At 69.9% G+C, this 19,929-nt stretch carries 20 protein-coding genes and 2 pseudogenes; 2 read left to right on the top strand and 20 right to left on the bottom strand.

The features are described 5' to 3' along the window. Window positions 1-37: 37 nt before the first annotated feature. The 3 genes from ACFFBG_RS13590 to ACFFBG_RS13580 all read right to left on the bottom strand — a co-directional run bounded on the left by ACFFBG_RS13590 (window position 38) and on the right by ACFFBG_RS13580 (window position 2,140). Window positions 38-334, bottom strand: coding sequence for a toxin (locus ACFFBG_RS13590; protein ID WP_375479545.1), 297 nt, complete (start codon window positions 332-334; stop codon window positions 38-40). Then, window positions 331-564 carry a DUF6290 family protein gene (locus ACFFBG_RS13585; protein WP_375479543.1) on the bottom strand — a complete coding sequence of 78 codons (234 nt, stop codon included), beginning with the start codon at window positions 562-564 and terminating at the stop codon, window positions 331-333. The genes ACFFBG_RS13590 and ACFFBG_RS13585 overlap by 4 nt, the downstream gene beginning before the upstream one ends. Window positions 565-766: 202 nt before the next feature. Beyond that, window positions 767-2,140 (bottom strand): peptidase S8, encoded by a 1,374-nt coding sequence (locus tag ACFFBG_RS13580; protein ID WP_375479541.1) that lies wholly within the window; start codon window positions 2,138-2,140, stop codon window positions 767-769. A 572-nt stretch (window positions 2,141-2,712) separates the two neighbouring features. On the opposite strand from ACFFBG_RS13580, the gene ACFFBG_RS13575 reads away from it, so the two are divergent. Together ACFFBG_RS13575 and ACFFBG_RS13570 are read left to right on the top strand one after the other, a co-directional pair. Beyond that, the gene (locus ACFFBG_RS13575; protein ID WP_375479539.1) at window positions 2,713-2,907 is read left to right on the top strand and encodes a hypothetical protein; all 195 of its coding nucleotides are present in this window, start codon (window positions 2,713-2,715) and stop codon (window positions 2,905-2,907) included. 885 nt (window positions 2,908-3,792) lie between these two features. Then, window positions 3,793-4,245 carry an FxLYD domain-containing protein gene (locus tag ACFFBG_RS13570; RefSeq protein WP_375479537.1) on the top strand — a complete coding sequence of 151 codons (453 nt, stop codon included), beginning with the start codon at window positions 3,793-3,795 and terminating at the stop codon, window positions 4,243-4,245. Between the two features lie 88 nt (window positions 4,246-4,333). Here the strand turns inward: ACFFBG_RS13570 and ACFFBG_RS13565 are convergent. From ACFFBG_RS13565 to glgX, 17 genes and pseudogenes are all read right to left on the bottom strand, one after another. Further along, window positions 4,334-4,983 (bottom strand): annotated as a pseudogene (locus tag ACFFBG_RS13565) (MFS transporter). Between the two features lie 64 nt (window positions 4,984-5,047). Further along, window positions 5,048-5,287: pseudogene (locus ACFFBG_RS13560) on the bottom strand (MFS transporter); the annotation flags it as partial. 87 nt (window positions 5,288-5,374) lie between these two features. Then, entirely contained in the window at window positions 5,375-5,749 is a 375-nt protein-coding gene (locus ACFFBG_RS13555) for a hypothetical protein (RefSeq protein ID WP_375479535.1), read from the bottom strand. Between the two features lie 65 nt (window positions 5,750-5,814). Then, window positions 5,815-6,555 (bottom strand): SGNH/GDSL hydrolase family protein, encoded by a 741-nt coding sequence (locus tag ACFFBG_RS13550; protein ID WP_375479533.1) that lies wholly within the window; start codon window positions 6,553-6,555, stop codon window positions 5,815-5,817. Between the two features lie 43 nt (window positions 6,556-6,598). Beyond that, entirely contained in the window at window positions 6,599-7,561 is a 963-nt protein-coding gene (locus ACFFBG_RS13545; RefSeq protein ID WP_375479531.1) for a magnesium transporter CorA family protein, read from the bottom strand. Between the two features lie 128 nt (window positions 7,562-7,689). Beyond that, a complete protein-coding gene (locus ACFFBG_RS13540) occupies window positions 7,690-8,355 on the bottom strand; it encodes a Tellurium resistance (protein ID WP_375479529.1) in 666 nt (221 codons plus the stop codon). Window positions 8,356-8,400: 45 nt separating this feature from the next. Then, window positions 8,401-8,976 (bottom strand): TerD family protein, encoded by a 576-nt coding sequence (locus ACFFBG_RS13535; protein ID WP_375479527.1) that lies wholly within the window; start codon window positions 8,974-8,976, stop codon window positions 8,401-8,403. Between the two features lie 74 nt (window positions 8,977-9,050). Beyond that, on the bottom strand, window positions 9,051-9,506 hold the full coding sequence (locus ACFFBG_RS13530) for a tellurite resistance TerB family protein (protein WP_375479525.1): 456 nt from the start codon (window positions 9,504-9,506) through the stop codon (window positions 9,051-9,053). Between the two features lie 139 nt (window positions 9,507-9,645). Next, window positions 9,646-10,374 (bottom strand): class F sortase, encoded by a 729-nt coding sequence (locus ACFFBG_RS13525; RefSeq protein WP_375479523.1) that lies wholly within the window; start codon window positions 10,372-10,374, stop codon window positions 9,646-9,648. After that, complete coding sequence (locus ACFFBG_RS13520) at window positions 10,344-11,246, bottom strand: DUF4397 domain-containing protein (protein ID WP_375479521.1); 903 nt, start codon at window positions 11,244-11,246, stop codon at window positions 10,344-10,346. The genes ACFFBG_RS13525 and ACFFBG_RS13520 overlap by 31 nt, the downstream gene beginning before the upstream one ends. Before the next feature lie 52 nt (window positions 11,247-11,298). Next, entirely contained in the window at window positions 11,299-12,234 is a 936-nt protein-coding gene (locus tag ACFFBG_RS13515) for a hypothetical protein (RefSeq protein ID WP_375479519.1), read from the bottom strand. A 155-nt stretch (window positions 12,235-12,389) separates the two neighbouring features. After that, complete coding sequence (locus ACFFBG_RS13510; RefSeq protein WP_375479516.1) at window positions 12,390-13,496, bottom strand: homoserine O-acetyltransferase; 1,107 nt, start codon at window positions 13,494-13,496, stop codon at window positions 12,390-12,392. 3 nt (window positions 13,497-13,499) lie between these two features. Continuing rightward, window positions 13,500-14,828: a bifunctional o-acetylhomoserine/o-acetylserine sulfhydrylase gene (locus ACFFBG_RS13505; protein WP_375479514.1), complete on the bottom strand. Its 1,329-nt coding sequence runs from the start codon at window positions 14,826-14,828 to the stop codon at window positions 13,500-13,502. Between the two features lie 107 nt (window positions 14,829-14,935). Then, complete coding sequence (locus ACFFBG_RS13500) at window positions 14,936-15,784, bottom strand: ABC transporter permease (RefSeq protein ID WP_375479512.1); 849 nt, start codon at window positions 15,782-15,784, stop codon at window positions 14,936-14,938. After that, complete coding sequence (locus ACFFBG_RS13495; RefSeq protein WP_375479510.1) at window positions 15,781-16,764, bottom strand: ATP-binding cassette domain-containing protein; 984 nt, start codon at window positions 16,762-16,764, stop codon at window positions 15,781-15,783. The genes ACFFBG_RS13500 and ACFFBG_RS13495 overlap by 4 nt, the downstream gene beginning before the upstream one ends. A 73-nt stretch (window positions 16,765-16,837) precedes the next feature. After that, on the bottom strand, window positions 16,838-17,611 hold the full coding sequence (locus ACFFBG_RS13490; RefSeq protein WP_375479508.1) for an HAD-IIA family hydrolase: 774 nt from the start codon (window positions 17,609-17,611) through the stop codon (window positions 16,838-16,840). Between the two features lie 116 nt (window positions 17,612-17,727). Continuing rightward, window positions 17,728-19,923, bottom strand: a complete 2,196-nt coding sequence (glgX, locus tag ACFFBG_RS13485) for a glycogen debranching protein GlgX (protein ID WP_375479506.1) — start codon at window positions 19,921-19,923, stop codon at window positions 17,728-17,730. Window positions 19,924-19,929 lie beyond the last annotated feature (6 nt).

Raw genomic sequence — 19,929 nt, 5'->3', positions numbered from 1 at the left:
GCGACCCTCGCCTGCACGGAGGCCGCAACCGGATGAGCTACCGGGAAGTTCCGACTCGCCAAAGTTGAGTCGGCCCGAGGGCGCCGTCGGTCTCAGGGCAGCAGCTCCCAAAACTGCTCGCGCGCCGGCATGGCGTGGATTCCAGCTCCTCGCCGTTATCGAAGATCAGCACGACGGTCTCGAGCAGCCGCGCTTGCGTATCGAAGCCGAGCCGCAACTCACGATGCGGCCACTCGTCGTCCTGAGGAGGCTCGATCCATTGCGGCCAGTCGGCGGCCTGAATTGCGTCTTCGCTCGACACGCCGTGCTTGAGCGCACTGCCGTGAACCTTCACGCGGCGAAGTCGGCCAGAGCCCGCCGGATCGCCTCCGAGCGCGAAATGTGCTCCCGCTCGGCCACCTCATCCAGCGCGGCGAGCTCCTCCGCCGTCAGGCGCACAGCCACAACCTGCATAGGTTCAGCCCCGCGCCCGGGGCGACCACGCCCGCGACGCTTCAACTCCTCGACGTCGTATCCGGTCTCGGCCTCGTCCGCCCACCGTTGGATCTGCTCTTCGCTCACCATGTAAATATCGTATGACGTAAATCGGATTGGCGGTAGAGAGTCCCGCTGACCCGACACTGGCCCCAGCCAGTCACCGTGCCGTGCACACGAGTGCCGACCAGCTACCCACGAGGCCGGCGACGCCGCGATTCCGCCCCCGTGCGGCGGCCACGGCACATAGCCGTAGCCGCCGCAGACAAACGGTCAAGCTCCGCGTCTGGGTTCAGGCTGAAGCGGACGCGAACGGGGCGAGACCTTTCGGCGAACCGACGCCGGTCGGGCCGTCCCAGCCCTTGCCGGATACGCACAGCTGCACGTCCCAGCCGTAGTTCGGGCAGTAGTTCGGCGGGGCGTTTGATCCGACGGCGATGTCGTTGATGGACGACTTGGGCGCCTTGTAGATCGTGTTCGGGCCGAGGACGGACTTGTTCGCCGCGGCGCGCGCATACATGCCGGCCAGGAACGGCGAGGAGACGCTGGTGCCGCCCACGACAAGGAAGCCGTAGGGCACTCCCGAACCCGGCGCGTAGCTGTCGTAGACGGCCACTCCCGTGTAGGGGTCGGCCACCGCAGACAGATCACTGGCGGCGCGGCCGCCGTAGCAGTGGTCGCTCACGGACTTCGGTTGACCCACGGCCGGCGCGACGTCGTAGGTGCAGCCACTACCGGCACCGTTCCACGCGGTCTCGATGTACTTGCGCGCCGTCTGGCTCGGGAACAGCGATGTGCCGCCGGCCGAGGTGACGGTCGGCAGGTCCTGGGGCCAGGACGTGCCGTCCAGGGTGTCGCCCTGATCGGAGTACTGACCGAGGAACCCGCTGTCGCCGGAGCTGGACACGATGGGCATGCCGGGCTGCTTCATCAGCTTCGCGACCGTGCCGGAATCGGCGTAGCTGTCGGTCGGGTAGCCGTAGCTGATGCTGACAGCCGACGCGCCGAGTTTGCGCGCGGTCTGAACGCCGGTGGCGAAGTGCAGGATGGCTTTGTGCGTCGCTTGCTCGTCGCCGTAGAAGCCGTCTGCCAGTGGGACCTGCATTGAGATGATCTTGCATTTCGGGCAGGCGGCCGATGCCATGTCGACGTCGAGCGCAGTCTCGACCGCGATGTCCTCTTCACCGAACTGGTCGTCGAGGTCGGTCGCGGGCGCGTACGGCGCGCCACCCTTGTAGTTCATCTGCTTGAAGCAGCCGCTGGACTTCGTGCAGGCCGGGAGCCCATAGGTGGAGCGGTATATGGACAGATCCGACTCGAGCGTCGGGTACGCGCCGGCACCGATTACCACGATGGTCCCGGTGCGGGACGGGGCCGAGCGGAGGCCGTAAGCCGTGGACAGCTCGTCAGCCCCGTAGCCGACCGGCGGGGCGACGGCGTTGGGGTGCACGCCCGAGGACTTCGGCGACGCAGTCGAGGTAAGGATCGTCGGGGCGTTCTTCGCGGCGGTCTTCTTACTGGTGATGACCTGGAGATCGCAGCGCAGCTTGGCGGCTCGGCACAGCTGCAGCGAGCTGGTCGAATGAGACAGCGTGCCCGCGCGCAGGTCGGAGTGCAGCGCGGCAGCCTGCGCCGAGGTCAGGCGTTGGGTCCGATTGGGCGCCACCACGGCACCCGCGGGCCAGGCCAGCGCGACGAGTACCGACGCAGCGCCTGCGGCCGCCACAACGGAGGTACTCAGCCGTCGAGACAGGCGGCCCGGGCCGCGGGTGGTGATGGGGATCTGATGCATCGGCTGACGTCCCTCTCCTGTTCATTGGGAGATCTGATCGGGCACACAGGTGACCCCTCCCGCAGACACATCTAACCGGACGATCGGTGCGCCGGAGGTGAAATCTCGACGATTTCCTGCCTGCGTCCTCGAGCCGGTCCCCAGGGTGCCGTGGCATCCTCCTCAGCCCGCTCCTCGGCCAAAGCAGATCAGATCAAGGCGTCACCTATCCGTGCAGCAGACCCCGGCAGAGCCGGTAGCGCGAAACGCGGCTATGAGCGGGCGGTAGCGGGAACGCGGCATTAGAGAGCGTCGTCCCTCGTGGGTTCTCCGGTACTTGCCAAGAGGGCGTTGTTCTACCTGACAAACCCAACCGGTCAGAGGCGCGCCGCGAAGGGCCGCAGGAACGGCAAACGGGGGAGACTCTGGCTGCCGGCGGGCACCACGTCGGGGTGCGATGGCGTCCGGTGTCTCCGGCGCAGCTGGCCGTGCTCGGGCTCGCCGCCGCTGTATCGGGAGCGTCGGGCCTTGACCATGCGATCCATAACGGCGACGCGCTGAGCTGGGCGCTTGTGTCGGCCGGCTTTGGTTTCTCGCTCTACCTGTTCCTCACTGTCGCCGTGGTCCTGCTCCGTCGTCGGCGGCCGGACCGCGCACCGTAGTGCCCAGCAGCCTCTACCACCTCGCGGTGACCTGAGCGTGCGATCATTTCCGCGTGACGTCGCCCGCGCGCAGGCTGTATCTGGTCTACACAGTTTTCGCGGTAATCGGGTTCGCCGTCGGCACCGCCCGGGGCGGCCTAGGTATGGGCATGTCGGTCCTGATCGGAATCGCCATCTCTGCGGCGTTGGTGTCGCTTGTTCTTCGTCCTTGGCGGTTTCACCGCTACCGGTGACCGCGACATCTGGCGTTGTGCGGACGCCTGGCGTGACGCCCGGCTCGCGGCTACTTAGAGCGCGGTAGCGCTCAACACGGCATGACAGCGCGGCACCTCAATGCGGCATGACAGCGCGGTAGCGCTCAACGTGGCTGCCCGCCCTCGCGGGTGAGCCCACCGGGCTCGATACGCCGCATCCGGGTCCCTCAGTCGGGTTGGGCAGGAACCCTTCACGATCCGTACACCCGTCGCTGCGCTCGAGTCCGAAGACATGGTGCGCTGTTGCACGCGTCGCCGGGCGGGGGTCACGGTGCCAACTACAGGGCCCACAACAGGTTGGGGCATCGCATGCTCGACCGGCCGCGGATCCCCAAAGCGGGATGACCAGACTGGGCCTTGCCGGGCTCGGGGTTCTCACGCCTAGGGTTTCGCCCGATTCAACGAGGTGCCGTCGGAACTAGCGTCCTAGGCGGACAGCAGCTCGTGCGCCGGGATCGCCGTGGCCCAACGTCACGTGCCAGAGGCCCATGTCAACAGCGTTGCCGCGCAGTCGTCTTCCGCGTGACCGAGGAGAACTCCTATGCACAAAGGATTCAGGTCGTCGACGACCTCGAAGCCGAACTATTACCGGGTCGTCACCCCACTCGTACTCGTCATCGCCCTCAGCGGCGTGGCCGGCTGTGGCAGCGACAGCAAGTCCAACGCCATTGACACCAGCCCGGCCTCGACTGCTGCTCGCAACAGCTCCGCAACCGCCGGCCCATCCCCGACCCAGTCGGCATCGTCCTCGGGGTCGGAGGCCACTGGCGTTGCCCCTGCGCCGGCCGGCAACGGCGCGGCTGGAGATGTCGCCGTCGGCAAACAGGTGACTTCGGGTGAGCTCGGCTTGGCGTCGGTGAAAGTGACCGTGACGAATCACTCGAGTCAGCGAAGCGACTACGTCGTCGAACTTGCGCTCGTGTCGGCAAATGGCATGCAGCTCGGCACCAAGGAAGCGTTCGTCAACGACGTCGGACCGGGCCAATCCACCACGCGGCCCGAAATTTTCCAGCAAAGTTACAACGCCGTGCCGGCTGGCGCCCGAGTCAGCTTGCGAACCGTGCAGCGCTACCCCTCGGGGTAGCGACCAAGACGGATGAGGTGGTAATCCGAGCACGTCGTGATCGCCATCGGCGCGACGAAGCCGTGACCCTTCACCCGAACACTGGCCGTCAAGCACGCGCCGACTCCCGGTTCGGCTTGCTGACCGTCAGGTGGGCGACGTTCTGACGCCCGCTCATCGGATGAGCGGGTGGCCAGCCGCTCATGCCGGCCCGGACACCATCTGCTCTAGGCGGCGCTTCCAGCGCCCCGTGCTTGGTCATCGTCGCGCCGAGGTCGCGCTCGATCTCTCCGAGCGGGCGCTGCTTGGTCTCCGGCACCCGCCTGGCGAGGTAGACGAGCGCCACCACCGTCAGGAACGCGAACAGGAAAAACCCGCCCTTCGGGGTGATCGCGTTGAGCAGCGTCAGGACGGACGCGTTGACGACGAAGTTCGCTCCCCAGTTGGCGATCGTCGCCACGCTCATCGCCTGGCCGCGGATCCGCAGCGGATAGATCTCGGCGATCATCAGCCAGAAGACCGGGCCCAGGCCGATGGCGAACGAGCCGGTGTAGACGAGCAGCCCGGCGATCGCGAGCCCAGGCGCCGCTCCGTGGAGCGTGTCGCCGCCGAGGAACGCGCAGCCGGTCAGCACCATGCCGACGGCCATGCCCGCGGTGCCGCCAGCAGCAATGGCCGCCGGCCGATCCGGTCGAGCAGCCGGATCGCGATGATCGTCAGCAGCACGTTGACCCCGCCGTTGGCGACGTTCGCGAGCAGCGAGGCGTTGTCGCCGAAGCCTGCGCCCTGCAGCAGCGACGGCGCGTACTAGAATGACGGTGTTGATGCCGGTGACCTGTTGGAACACCGCGAGCAGGACGCCGACCCACAGCGCGGGCCGCACGCCGCGGCTGAGCAGTTCGCGGGCGCTGCCCTCCTTTTCCTTGGCCGCGACCTTGTGCACCTCGTCGATCTCGGCCTCGATCTCGGCCTCGATGTCGCCCTCGGCGCCCAGCCGGCGCAGCACCTGCGCGCGGCGGCCGATCCGGTCGGCCACCCGGCCGGCGGCCAGGGCGCCGATCATCGCGCCGATCAGCAGCAGGCTCGTGACGAGCTCCTGCTGGAAACGACGTCAGACCGCGGCGGCCAATCAGCTCGGCGTTGGTCCTGCTCAGCGTTGGTCGCGCGGGACGGACAGCCGGGGCACCCCGCCGAGCCCGAGGTTGTAACGGACCTGGCCGGAGTATTCGGCGAGCTTGTCCCACAGCGCCGCGTGCGCGGGCCACGGGATCGGCTCGTCGCCGTCGAGCCAGCTCTCGCCGAAGGTGATCCACACCAGCGTCCAGGCGGCGGCGTCGGCCCAGCGGCCCTGGCTCCAGTCGATCAGCGACCTGCGGATCTGGAATGCCAGCCGAGCAGCGTCCGGGACGATCGGCACGGTGTGCACGGCCCACACCCGAAAGTCGCAGGCCATCAGATCGAGTTCGAAATCGCGCAGCACGGCAGGGTCGACCAGGACGGTCGCGACATTCTCGTGCCCCTGCACCCGTCGATTATCTACAGCAGCTGCGACATTGCCAGGGACCACGCTCAATTCGGCCGGGGCCACGCTCAATTCGGGGGCGCGGCCACTGCCTTGCGGACGGCCGGCTCGAACGCGTCGGCGATGCTGGCGTAGCCGATCTCGTTCGGATGGAAGTGGTCGGCGGCCAGCTTGCCGCGCCACGATCGCGGGCCGCTCTTGCGCATGTCGACGACTCGCAACCCGCGGGTGCGGGCAGCGGCGTCGATGAGCTTGTTCGCCGCTGCGGCCGCGGCGCGCGGTTGCGGCAGCGTGGCCACGATCGCGCCGGGCGGCAACTGCTCGAGCAGCTGGCCGAACAGTTCGGGCATGGCGTCGCGGTGTCGGCGGCTCATCAGGTCGTTCGAGCCGACCAGCACCGTGACGATGTCGGGTGCGGCGCCCGGGGCGGCGGCCGGCAGCGCGCGCCAGACCGGCATCTGCTGCTCGAGCAGATCGGGCACCCGCGCGCCACTCGCCGAGAGGTTGACGACGTTGAGGGATTCGGGCAGCCGGTCCAGCAGCTGGTTCACCCACCCGGCGAACGGATCTGCGCCGATGCCCTGCGACATCGAGTCGCCGAGCACGATCCACCGACGGCCGGGCCGGGACAGCGCCGCCAGGTTGGCGGCGCGCCAGGCCGCGGCGTAGGGCTGCACCTGGCGCTGCACTTCCGCGACGCCGGGGAGCACCCGGCCGACGGTCGCGACGATCGCGCCGCGCGGACGTCCGGTGACGTTGGCGTAGTCGAAGGCGAGCTCTGTCATCATCGCGCTCAACGAGCGGACCACGGTCAGGATTCCGCCGTCCGCCGAAGATCACGTCGCAGGCTCGCTACAGCCACTTCTTCAGCCGGAACACCACGTACAGCGCCGCGGCCACGACGACGATGATCGCGCTCGAGGCGTAGAAGCCCGAGTGCGCCGCGAACCCGGGGTACGGAACGTTTTGCCCGAAGAAGCCGGTCACCGCAGTGGGCACCGCGATGATCGCGACCCAGGCCGAGATCTTGCGCGTGTCGTTGTTCTGCCGCACCGACGTCGCCGTGAGCTTCTCCGTCGCGATCGTCATGTGCGTGCTCGTCCGGGTCTGGAAGAACTCGATGACTCCGTGCACGAAGTCACGCTGATCCTCCGCGATGCTGCACACCAGCTCGAACCGGTCGGCGAGGTCGGACACCAGCGCCCGGTCGTCCTCGCGGAGCACCGTCAGCTGGGCCATCCGTCCGTAGGTCGCGCCCGCGTGCGCGGCCATGGTGCGCACTGCGAGCAGTTCCTGCCGCACCACGAACAGCTCCTCCAGCAGCGCCTCGGGGTCGTCGTCGCGCTGGTCGTCGGTCACTTGCTGTTCCAGCTGCCCAGACGCGCGCGCCAGGCCCGCGACGACACCGGTCTCGTGGCGGACGACGGCGGACAGGATCGCGACTGACAGCTCCATCGGCGATCGCGGCCGCAGGACGCCCTCCTCGATCCGGTGACGCACCGCGCTCGTCTCGCGGACCGCGACGCTTGGATTCACTGCCGGGTTGAGCGGGCCGTGCACGGTCACCACGTAGTTCGGGCCGACGAATTGATCCAGCTCCACGTAGTGCACGTGACCGCCCGTCCTGAGTTCCGGAGCGTGCACCACCGTGAACACATGGTCGGCATAGACGTGGATCTTCGAGACGTGATTACGCTGCACGCAATCGCGGACCGCGAGGTCGTGAAAGTCGAAGACCTCCCTCAGCACCGACGCCTCATCGTCAGCGCACACCGTCATGTCCACCCAGATGAGCAGATCCGGGTCAGCTAGCAACTGCCGCAGCTCACCAGAATCACGTCGCTCTATTCCTGCCTCGGAAACCGCGTACACATCCATGCCGACAACGGTGGCAGACCCCGCGCCGGCTCGGCGCACCAGGACCTCGTCGGTTGGAGCGTCGGCTACTTGCGGCCGGCGGTCCATTTCATGCCCCAGCCGTAGGCTTCGTCGAGCGCTCGCTGCGACCCCTCGACGTAGCGGACCTCGCGCTGCACCGACAGGCCGTTCGGGCCGCCCTCGATGAGGGCGATCGCGCACATCCGCGCACCGCCGGCGGCCTCGTCGAGGCGTACCTCGATGGGCGGGCCCGACGCCGGCGTCAGCGTCACGACGCCCTTCGCCGCCTCGAAGTTGGGCGCGCCGCTGTAGATGCAGGCGAAGACGAGGATTCGCGCGATCTCGGCGGCATGGGCAAGATTGACGAACATCGTCTCGCCCGCGCTGTTGGCGCCCGAGCGGTCGTCGCCGTCGAGCAGGATGTAAGGCGCTTGGTCGAGGCTGCCAAAGGAGTTGCCGAGAGCCTGCACCACGCCCTTGCGGCCGTCTGCCAGCTCGAACAGGCAGCCCAGGTCGAGGTCGATGCCCGGGTTGCCGGCGAGCTTCTTGAGGAACCCGCCCTTCTGCGGTTCGGCGGGCTGGGCGTCCCAGTTGAGGTTCACCCGCAGCTGGCCGGACTGTTTGCTCAACGAGACGCTCGGGCTGCTCTTGGTTAGCGTCACCTTCGACAGCGACACCCCTCCTGCGGCGAGCACCGTGGGTGGCCGCTTGCTGTAGTCGATCGTGCCCATGACGGGTGTGCCTCTCTTGTCGGGGGTTCTGGTTGTCTTCGGTTGTCAGACGTTGACGCCGAAGTCCTGCGCGATGCCCGCGAGGCCGGAGGAGTAGCCCTGGCCGACGGCGCGGAACTTCCACTCGGGGCCGTTGCGGTACAGCTCGCCGAAGAGCATCGCGGTCTCCGTGGAGGCGTCTTCGGTGAGGTCGTAGCGGGCGACCTCGGCGTTGCTGCCCTGGTTCACGATCCGGATGAAGGCGTTGCGCACCTGGCCGAAGCCCTGCCCGCGCGAGGACCCTTCGTAGATGCTCACCGGGAAGACGATCTTGTCGACGTCGGCGGGCACCTTGGTCAGGTCGACCCTGATCGCCTCGTCGTCACCGTCGCCCTCACCGGTGAGGTTGTCACCGGTGTGCTCGACCGAGCCGTCCGGGCTGGTGAGGTTGTTGAAGAAGATGAAGTGCTTGTCCGACAGCGCTTTCCCGTCGGACTTGACCAGAATGGCCGAGGCGTCGAGGTCGAAGTCGGTGCCGGTGGTCGTGCGGGCGTCCCAGCCGAGGCCGACGAGCACGTCGGTCATGCCGGGGGCCTCCTTGGTGAGGGAGACGTTTCCGCCTTTGGTAAGGCTGACACTCATGACAGTTCCTTTCTCGTGGGACCGGACGGCCGCGGGATGCGGCTGCCCGAGGGTGCTGGTGGTGCGCTAGCGGATCAGAGGTCGAACTCGGCCGGCTCGATGCCGACGGCGTAACACGCCTCCTTGACAACCTTGCGCTCGTCGGCGTCGAACGATCCGTCGGCGCCGCCGATGATCAGGCCGATCGAGACGACGGCCCGGGCCTGGTCGGGCTTGGATTTGAGCTTCGCGATCGCGGCGATCGCCTCGACCTTGCCGAAGTCGAAATCGCGGGCGAGCTTGTCGCAGTAGGCGTCGAACTTCGTCCGCAGGTCGTCGGGGGCGAAGACCGAGAGGACGTCGTTGCTGACGATCAGCGCCGCCGTCTTCTGCCGCTCGGTGGCGTCGATGGACCCGTCGGCCGCCGCGACGAGCGCGCACATCGCCATGGTGGCGTCGGCGAACTCCTTGCTGCGGAACTGGTCCTTCTTCGTCTTGAGTTGGTCGTTGATGGTCTGCGTCTTGGTCCTGAGCTGATCCCAGATGGGCATCTCGGGCTCCTTTTGATGAGGTGGTGGTGTGAGAACGGTCGGGACCGGGCCTTAGTACCGACTTCCCGCCGACGCACAGCTCGCTCATCGCCGAGCTGCGTTCAGCCTCGGGCCAGACGGCGAGTTCGGGCCGAGGCGCTCACGCGAGGTGGGCGGAGACCACCAGGTTGTCGACGTAGCTGTGCTTCGCCGCGTCGAAGTCCCCGGTGCAGGTGACGAGCCGCAGCTGCGCGTCGGGGGTCGCGCCATAGACGTACTCGGTCGGGAAGCGCCGCTTCGGAAACTCGGCGACCCGATCGATGACGAACGCGAGCCGTCGCCCGTCGCGGCGCGTGACGTACACCCGCTCGCCGCGACGCAGCTGTGTGAGCCGGAAGAACACCGCGGGGCCGGCGGTCGAGTCGACATGGCCGGCGATCACCGCCGGCCCGACCTCGCCGGGCGCCACGCCGTCGGCGTACCAGCCGGCCCGCTGCCACTTCGACGGCGGTTGCAGCGTCCCGTCGGGCAGCAGCGCCAGCGCCTGCAGGGTGGAGTCGACGTCGATCGCCGGAATCTCCACCCGCACCGGCCGGGCCGCCGCCTGCGGGCCGGCGTTGACGGCGGCCACGCCCACGTCGCCCGCGGCGAGCGTCGGCAGCGCCGGACCGCCGTTGGCGGCGGAGGTCGGCAACCCCGAGGCCACTCGTGCGGCCGCCGGCGAGCTGGCCGCGCCCGCCGGACGTGCCGCCGCGGAGCTGCCGTCCGAACCGTCGGAGGCCGCGACCGCGATTCCCGCGGCCGCCCCGCCAAGCACCAGCGCCGCCGCGGCGTACCGCAGCGACGCGTTCCGCAGGTTCAGGACCGCCGCGACGCCGCCCGGCGCCATAGCCCGGCGCCGGCGGCGAGGACGAGCGCTGCGCCAAGCCCGATCGGCAGCCAGTCGTGCCACGACGCCCCGCCGGCGTTGATCACCGTGCCAGCCGTGCCGCCGCCGCCGGCGTCAACGGCGCCGCTCGGCGCGGTCGCCGCGCCGGCCGCGTCGGTGAGGGTCCGCAGCGTCACGCCGCCGCCCTTCTTGTCCAGCACGACAACCGTCGAGATCGTCCGGCTGCCGACTCTGAGCGAGGTCTGCGCACGCACGCCGGACTGCGTGGCCGAGCGGGCGACGACCGTGGTCTGGCCCGCGGCGACGTCCCGATACGGCGTCGTGCTGCCGAACGGCGTGTCGCTGGCGACTTCGGTGGCGCCCGCGGTGACGTCCACCGAGCCGGCGCGGTTCGACGCCTGAATGATCCGGACCAGCCCGGTGTCCGCCTTCGGGGTCGCCGTCGAGTCGCCGAGGATGACGCCGTGCAGCGTCGCGTGCATGCCGATCGCCGCGGCGGTGTACGCCTGGCCCGAGCCGAGCCGTAGCGTCCACGACAGCGCGGGCTGGGTGGACGCCGGCGCGTCGTGCGGGCGCATCGAGACCGCGTAGGTGCCGGAGGGCACCCGGCGGTATCCGCTGAAATCGCCGTAGCCGACGCCAGACACCCACAGCGTCTGCTTGCCGCCGGTGAACGCCGTCAGATACACGTCCACCCCGCCGGTGTCGGGGGACAGGTGGGCGACGCGCACGTACGCGCTCTGCGCGGCTTGCTTGTGTGTGGACGCGGCCGCGGGCGCCGCGACTGCGAGCGCGGCGGCGGCTACGGCGACGCCGGCGAGTGCGGCGGCGCCGTGCAAAGGGGTCCTGCGGATGGCGAGACGGTTGGGCATGGTGGGCTCCTCCACTGTTCGGCTGTGCACTGTTCGGCTCTCCACTGTCGGCTCAGCGTGAGATGTCGGTCGGGTCTGGGCGCAGCGACCAGGTCAGCCGCAGCACGCCGCCGGACAGCGACTGTTGCGCCGCCGGACGGTAGGGCGGGTTGAGGCCCCGTAGGTAGACGCTCTGCTCATCGAACGGCGTCGCCGTCAGCTCGACGACCCGCGCGGGCAGTCCGGCGCGCTGCTCGGCGGCATCGCCGACGACGGCGCGGAGGTGGACGGCGCCAATCGACGCCATCTGCGCCAGGACGGTCGCGGCCCGCAGGTCGAGCGCGCCAGCACGCAGCACCGCCGCGGCGCCGGAATCGACGCGCACCGCGGGATTGGCCAGCAGCTCGGGCTCCGAACTCTTGCGCAGCCCCGCGTCCGCCGCGCGATGCGTGGCCAGCTCGGCGGCGGACAGCCTGGACAGCTGCGCGACGGTGATCTGGCTGCCGCCCGAGCCGACCACTGCGAGCGGGATGGCGGAGCGGACCGCCGCGTCGATTGCGCTGTTCGTCGCCGCGGCGCGCAACTGCGGGGTGGAGACGACGACGCCGGCGGCCGGCGTCGACGTCGCGCCGGTCACCGGCCGCACGGCGGAGAACCCCTGCGCGCGCAGCGCGTCGCCGACCTGGGCGTCGGCGAGCACGACGACGGTCTTCGGCAGCGTCTGGGCCATCCACTGCACAGCGGAGACCACGCCGGGGGGCGTTCGCGCCGCCGTGGAGCTCGACGCGGTGGCGCTCGCCAGCGGCTGCGCGGCCGGGCTGGGGTTCTTCGAGCTCCCCGAAGACGGGTTCGTGCCGAGCCCGGCGAGGGCGACGACGGCGACGACGGCGTTGGCCAGCAGCAGCAAGCCGAGGCCGACCACGATCCAGCGCCGGCGCGGCGAGCCAGCATGGCGGCCGAGCAGCATCGAGGACCGCGTGCCCGCGGCGCTACGCTCACCGCTCGGCACGCGGCTCGGTGTGGTCAACGGCGAGGCCACGGCTTCCTCACATCTATCCGGCCCGCTCACGCTACCCGGCGTGACGACTCGGCGTAACGGCCGATACGTCACGATTTGACGGTGGGCAAACCTGGCGACGCAGTTCCGCCTTGCTGGCCGTCCGGTCAGGCCGGCACCCGCGCCGCCAGAGTGCGCCGCACCAGTTCGCCGACCTGGTCGGCCTCGAGCAGAAATCCGTCGTGGCCGTAATCGGAACGCACCACGTGCAGGCCGTCGCTGCCCGGCAGCAGGTCTGCGAGCCGCTGCTGCTGGCGCAGCGGATACAGCCGGTCGGTGTCGATGCCGGCGACCACGACCGGGGTCGCGGCGGCTGCCAGCGCGGCCTCGACGCCGCCGCGGCCCCGGCCGACGTCGTGGGAGTTCATCGCCAAGGTCAGCGCCACGTAGCTGCGGGCGTCGAAGCGGCCGGCGAGCTTGTCCGCGTGGTGGTCGAGATAGGAGACGACCGCGTAGCGGCCGTCATGTTGCACGGCGCGGCCGAAGCGGGCGTCCAGCTCGCGCTCGCTGCGATACGTCAGGTGCGCGATGCGCCGGGCGATGCCGAGGCCGACGACCGGCCCGTCGCCGGAGTAGTCGCCGCCGGCCCACGCGGGGTCGGCGTAGATCGCCTGCAGCTGGGTGGTCTGCGTCGCGATCTGGTCGGCGCTGGCGGCCGCGCCGACCGCCAGCACGAGCGCGGCGCCGACCCGATCAGGCGTGCCGACGGCCCATTCGAGCGCGCGCATCCCGCCCATCGAGCCGCCCAGCACCGCGGCGAAACGCGCCACGCCCAGCTCGTCGGCGAGCAGCGCCTCGGCGGCGACTTGGTCGCGGATCGTCACCGCGGGGAAGCGCGAACCCCACGCGCGGCCGTCCGGCGCGAGGGACGCCGGCCCGGTCGAGCCCTGGCAGCCGCCGAGGACGTTGGCCGCGACGACGAACCAACGCTGCGGGTCCAGCGGCCGGCCGGCGCCGATCAGCCCGTCCCACCACCCGGGGGTCGGCTGGCCCGGCCCGGTCGGCCCGCTGACGTGCGCGTCGCCGGTCAGCGCGTGCAGCACGAGCACTGCGTTGTCGATGTCGCCGTGCGCGTCGCGGCGCGGCTCGCCCCAGGTCTCAAAGGCGAGGCGCGCCTCCGGCAGGCGGCCGCCGAGCTCGAGGTCGAGCTGGCCGAGCGCTGCGAACTGGCGGCCGCCGACCGGATCGCCGTCGCGCCACACGGCGCCCGGCACGGCTCAACTTGCCTTCGCGGCGCGGAATCCGGCGTCGAGGTCGGCGATGATGTCCGTGACGTTCTCGAGGCCGACCGACAGCCGCACCAGGCCCGGCGTCACGCCGGTCGCGACCTGCTCGGCGGGGCTCAGCTGCGAATGCGTCGTGGACGCCGGGTGGATCACCAGGCTGCGGACGTCGCCGATGTTCGCCACGTGGCTGTGCAGTTCCAGCGCCTCGACGAAGCTCCGGCCGGCGTCGACGCCGCCGGAGATCTCGAAGGCGAGCACGCCGCCGGCGCCCAGCGGCGCGTACTTGCCGGCCCGCTCGTGCCACGGGCTGGACGGCAGGCCGGCGTAGTTCACCGACAGCACCTCGTCGCGCTGCTCCAGCCACTGCGCGACTGCGAGCGCGTTCGACACGTGCCGCTCGACGCGCAGGCTGAGCGTCTCGATGCCCTGCGCCAACAAGAACGCGTTGAACGGCGAGATCGACGAGCCGAGGTCGCGCAGCAGCTGCACCCGGGCCTTCAGGATGAACGCGAGGTTCGCGCCGAGCGGCGAGCCGACGCCGAGGTCGCGGGCGTACACGAGGCCGTGGTAGCTCTCGTCGGGCTGGTTGTACTGCGGGAACCGGTCGGGCTGGGCCGCGTAGTCGAACGTGCCGCCGTCGACGATGGCGCCGCCGATCGCGGTGCCGTGGCCGCCGAGGTACTTCGTCGCGGAGTGGACGACGATGTCCGCGCCCCACTCGAGCGGCCGGATGAGGTACGGCGTCGGAATCGTGTTGTCGACGACCAGCGGCACGCCGACCTCATGCGCCACCCCGGCGACGGCCTCGATGTCCAGCACGTCGATCTGCGGGTTGCTGATCGTCTCGGCGAAAAAGGCCTTCGTGTTCGGCTGGACCGCCGCGCGCCACTGCTCGAGGTCGTCGGGGTCGTCGACGAAGCTGACCGTGATGCCCAGCTTCGGGAACGTGTAGTGGAACAGGTTGTAGGTGCCGCCGTAGAGGCGCGCGCTGGACACGATGTGGTCGCCGGTCTCGGCGAGGTTCAACAGGGCGATCGTCTCGGCCGCCTGGCCGCTCGCGGTGAGCAGCGCCCCGACGCCGCCCTCCAGCGAGGCGATCCGATCCTCGACCGCCGCCTGCGTCGGGTTCATGATCCGCGTGTAGATGTTGCCGAACTCCTGCAGCGCGAACAGGTTCGAGGCCTGCTCGGTGCTCTCGAAGGTGTAGGACGTCGTCTGGTAGATCGGCAGCGCGCGGGCGTGGGTGACGCTGTCCGGCGACTGGCCGGCGTGGATCTGGCGTGTCTCGAAGGACCAGCCGGACGCGGGCGATTCGGTCATGGGAACTCCTCGGTGTTCGAGCCGGCGATGTCTATCAAGTCGGTAGTCAAGCTAGCGCAAGATCGCTTCTTCCCGGCGAGCCAGCTCGGCGGCGCCGGCCGGCCAGCTCAACGGGTGGCGGCGCGCTTGTACTGGCGTACGGACAGCGGCACGAACACGGCGAGCAGCACAGCGACCCACAGCAGGGTGTAGATGATCGGGTGGTGCAGCGACCACGGCCCGCGGGGCAGGGGGGCCGTGCCGGTGTTGCCGAACAGCTGCCGGGCGGCCTGCGTCACCGACGACACCGGATTCCACTCGGCGATCGCGCGCAGGAAGGCGGGCAGCCTCGACGACGCGACGAAGGTGTTCGCGATGAACGTCAGCGGGAAGATCACGATGAAGGACGCGTTGTTCACGACCTCCGGGCTGGCCACGGTCAGGCCGACGACCGCCATGATCCATGAGAACGCGTAGGCGAACAGCAACAGCAGCAGAAAGCCGCAGATCGCCTCGCCGACCGAGGAGCGGATGCGCCAGCCGACGATCAACCCGGTCACCGACATCACGACGATGACGATCACGTTGTTCAGCACGTCGCTCGTCGTCCGGCCGACCAGCACCGCCGACCGGGACATGGGCAGCGACCGGAAGCGGTCGATGATGCCCTTCTGCATGTCGTCGGCGAGGCCGGCGCCGGTGACGGTCGCCCCGAAGATCACGGTCTGGGCGAAGATGCCGGGGATCAGGAACTCGCGATAGCTGATACCCGGTCCGACCGTGATGGCGCTGCCCAACACGTAAGCGAACAGCAGGATGAACATGATCGGCGACAGCGTGGTGAACACCAACAGGTCCGGCACCCGCTTGATTTTGATCAGGTTGCGCTTGGTGACGATGGCGCCGTCGACGAGCGCCTTGCGCAGGCCGCCGTTCACCAGGTCGCGCTCGTTTGGTTCGGCGGACGTGGTCGTCATGGCTTCGCCTCCGCGAGTTCGGGCGCCCCGCCGGCCGGCGCGTCCTCGCTGCGGTGGCCGGTCAGGGTGAGGAAGACGTCGTCGAGCGTCGGCCGGCGCAACGCGACGTCCTGCAACGCGACGCCGGCCGCGTCGAGGCCGCGCAACGCCTCGGTGAGCACCGCCGCGCCGCCGCTGACCGGCGCGGTGAGCCGGCGGGTGTGGGCGTCGACCTCGACGCCGCCGTCGGACAGGGTGGCCAGCACCTCGCGCGCCGTCGCCAGGTCGGCCGCCGAGGCGATGACGATCTCGACGCGCTCGCCGCCGATCTGGTCCTTCAGCTCGTCGGCCGTGCCGTGGGCGATGGCCTTGCCATGGTCGATCACCACGATGTCGTCGGCCAACCGGTCGGCCTCTTCCAGATACTGCGTGGTGAGCAGCAACGTGGTGCCGCCGGTGACCAGCTCGCGGATGACGTCCCACATGTCGTTGCGGCTGCGCGGGTCGAGGCCGGTGGTCGGCTCGTCGAGGAACAGGACCGGCGGCGACGCGACCAGCGCGCCGGCGAGGTCGAGGCGCCGGCGCATGCCGCCGGAGTACGTTTTCACCGGCCGGTCGCCCGCGTCGGCGAGGTCGAACCGCCCGAGCAGCTCGCGGGCGCGCGCCTTCGCGGACTTCGAGCGCAGGCCGTAGAGCCGGCCGATCATGTCCAGGTTCTCGAAGCCGGTCAGGTACTCGTCCACCGCGGCGTACTGCCCGGACAGCCCGATTCGCGCCCGCACCTGGGCCGGTCGGCGGATGTCGATCCCGGCGACGGTGGCCGTGCCGCCGTCGGGCTCGAGCAGAGTCGTCAGGATGCGCACCGCGGTGGTCTTGCCGGCGCCGTTGGGACCGAGCAGGCCGAGCACGGTCCCCTCGGGCACCGACAGGTCGAGCCCGTCGAGCGCCCGCAGCTCGCCGTACACCTTGACCAGGCCTTCGGCGTGGATCACGTCTGGCACGCCGGCCTCCTCTCATCGACGACTCTGTCGAGCGCAGCCGAGCCTAGAGGCAGGCTCTGACAGCGTTTCGCGCTCAGACCAGCTCGATCGCGTCGGCGACGGACTCGAGCACCCGCCCCGGCCGGTAGGGGTAGCGCTCGACGTCGGGGGGCTTCGTCGAGCCGGACAGCACCAGGATGGTGTCCAGGCCGGCCTCGATGCCGGCGATGATGTCGGTGTCCATCCGGTCGCCGACCATGATCGTGTTCTCCGAGTGCGCCTCGATGCGGTTCATCGCGCTGCGCAGCATCATCGGGTTGGGCTTGCCGACGAAGTACGGCTGCCGGCCGGTGGCGGTGGTGATCAGTGCCGCCACCGAGCCGGTGGCCGGCAGCGGGCCCTCGTCCGACGGACCGGTGACGTCGGGATTGGTCGCGATGAACCGCGCGCCGTCGCCGATCAGCCGGATCGCGCGGGTGATGGCCTCGAAGGAGTACGTGCGCGTCTCGCCGAGCACGACGAAGTCCGGCGCGCGGTCGGTGAGCGTGTAGCCGATCTCGTGCAGCGCGGTGGTCATGCCGGCCTCGCCTATGACGTACGCCGAGCCGCGGGGCAGCTGGTCGGCGAGGAAGGTCGCCGTCGCCAGCGCGGAGGTCCAGATGGCGTGTTCCGGGATGACGAGCCCGGAGCGGGCGAGCCGCGCGGACAGGTCGCGCGGGGTGAAGATCGAGTTGTTGGTCAGGACGAGGAAGCGCCGGCCGCGCTCCTCCAGCCGGGCGAGGAACTCTGCGGCGCCCGGCAGCGCGGCCTCCTCGCGCACGAGGACGCCGTCCATGTCGCTGAGCCAGCACTCCGCCGTACCGCGCATGCCGCCAGTGTGTCAGCCGCCGTCCCTCGGAAGTTGTCCGCGTGTCGTCGGCCGCCAGCCCGGCCGAGCGAGGACAACTCGCGAGACGGCGTCAGCGGACGACTCGCGCGCCCGCGTCAGCGGACGACTTGCAGCAGCACCACCGAGCGGGCGGCCATCGCCAACGGCTCACCTCCGCGGACAGCTCCGCCGACATCTCCGCCGACGGACGCGCCGCCGAAGGACGTCGTGTCGATGACGACGTCGTATCCGTCGGCCCACGGCTTGCCGGGCAGCCGGAAGTCCAGGTCGGCGTCGCCGGCGTGCAACAGCAGCAGAAAAGACTCGTCGGTGATCGTCTCCCCGCGGACGTCGCGGTGCCGCAGCCCGCGCCCGTCGAGATACATCCCCATCGTCCGCAGACCGGTGTCGAACCAGTCGGCCCGGTTCAGCTCGCGGCCGGCGGGATGGAACCACGCAAGGTCTTTGACGATCCCGTCGCCGTCGCCGGTGGTGATCGGCCGGCCGTCGAAGAACGCGGGCTGGCGAAGAACCGGGTGCCGGTGGCGCAACGCAAGCAGCTGGCGCACCAGCGCGAGCATGTCGGCGGCGGGCTCGTCCTCGGCCCATTCGAGCCAGGACAGCTCGTTGTCCTGGACGTAGGCGTTGTTGTTGCCGCGCTGGGTGCGCCACATCTCGTCGCCCGCCACCAGCATCGGGGCGCCGGTCGACAGCAGCAGGGTCGCCAGCAGGTTGCGCGCCTGCCGCCGGCGCAGCGTCTGCACGGCGGGCGGCGCGGGGTCGCCCTCGGCGCCGCAGTTGAACGACCGGTTGTCGTCGGTGCCGTCGCGGTTGCCCTCGCCGTTCGCCTCGTTGTGCTTGCGCTCGTAAGAGACGAGGTCGCGCATCGAGAAGCCGTCGTGCGCCGTGACGAAGTTGATCGACGCGAAGGGCAGCCGGCCGTCGTCGCCGTAGAGGTCCGACGAGCCGGACAGCCGGGACGCGAGATCGCGCACGCCCTCGCCGCCGCGCGCCCAGAACGTCCGCACGGTGTCGCGGTACTTGCCGTTCCACTCCGTCCACAGCGGCGGGAACTCGCCCACCTGGTACCCGCCGGCGCCGACGTCCCACGGCTCGGCGATCAGCTTCGCCTGCGCGATGAGCGGGTCCTGGTGGATGGTGTCGAAGAACGAGGACAGCTTGTCGACGTCGTGCAGCGAGCGCGCTAACGCGGACGCGAGGTCGAAGCGGAACCCGTCCACGTGCATCTCGGTGATCCAGTACCGCAGCGAGTCGGTGATCAGCTGCAGCGGGAACGGCCGGCGCGGGTCGAAGGTGTTGCCGCAGCCGGTGTAGTCGACGTAGTCGCAGTTGTCGTCGAGTCGGTAGTACGAGCCGTTGTCGATGCCGCGGAACTCCAGCAGCGGACCGTCCGGGCCGCCCTCGGCCGTGTGGTTGTAGACGACGTCCAGGATCACCTCGATGCCGGCCTTGTGCAGCGCCCGGACCATCGACTTGAACTCGCGCACCTGGTTTCCCGGGCGAGACGCGTACTGCTCGTGCGGGGCGAAGAAGCCGAGGGAGTTGTAGCCCCAGTAGTTGCGCGCGCCGCGGCGCTGCAGGTGCGGCTCGGACACGAACTGGTGAATCGGCAGCAGTTCGACCGCGGTGACGCCGAGTCGGATGAGGTGGTCTATCGCCGCCGGGTGCGCGAGGCCGGCATATGTGCCGCGCAACTCCGGCGGTATGCCGGGGTGGTTATAGGTGAAACCTTTGACATGCAGCTCGTAGATCACGGTGTCCGCCCAGGGCACCCGCGGCGGCAGGTCGCCGCCCCACGGGAACGCGCCGTGGATGATCACCGAGCGCGGCGCGTAGGGCGCGGAGTCGGCCGGGTTGTCCGAGTACGTCGCAGGATGGTCGACGAAGTCGCCTTCCAGGGCTCGGGCGTAGGGGTCCACCAGCAGCTTGTTCGGGTTGTGGAACAGTCCGCGCCGCGGGTCGTACGGCCCGTCGACGCGGTAGCCATACCGCTGCCCCGGGCCGACCTCCGGCAAGTAGCCGTGCCAGACGCGATACGTCGACTCGTCCAGCGGAATTCGCACTTCGTGCTGGCCGTTGAACAGGCACACCGTCACTGCCGTCGCGGTGGTGGACCAGAGCGCGAAGTTCGTGCCGTCGCCGTCCCAGTGGGCGCCGAGCGGGAACGGCGTCCCGGGCCACGCGCGCGGAAGACGGGCGGCGAGAGCGGGGGTTCGCTCGGGTTGCACCGATCGGACAGTAGTGGATCGCGCAGTATCGCCAGCGTGGCCCGGTATTCTCAGACATCTCATGGACAG

The organism is uncultured Jatrophihabitans sp., from assembly GCF_964251945.1.
Taxonomy (GTDB): domain Bacteria; phylum Actinomycetota; class Actinomycetes; order Mycobacteriales; family Jatrophihabitantaceae; genus Jatrophihabitans.
The sequence above is the reverse complement of the archived record's forward strand: the minus strand, read 5'-3'. Positions and strand labels throughout refer to the sequence as shown.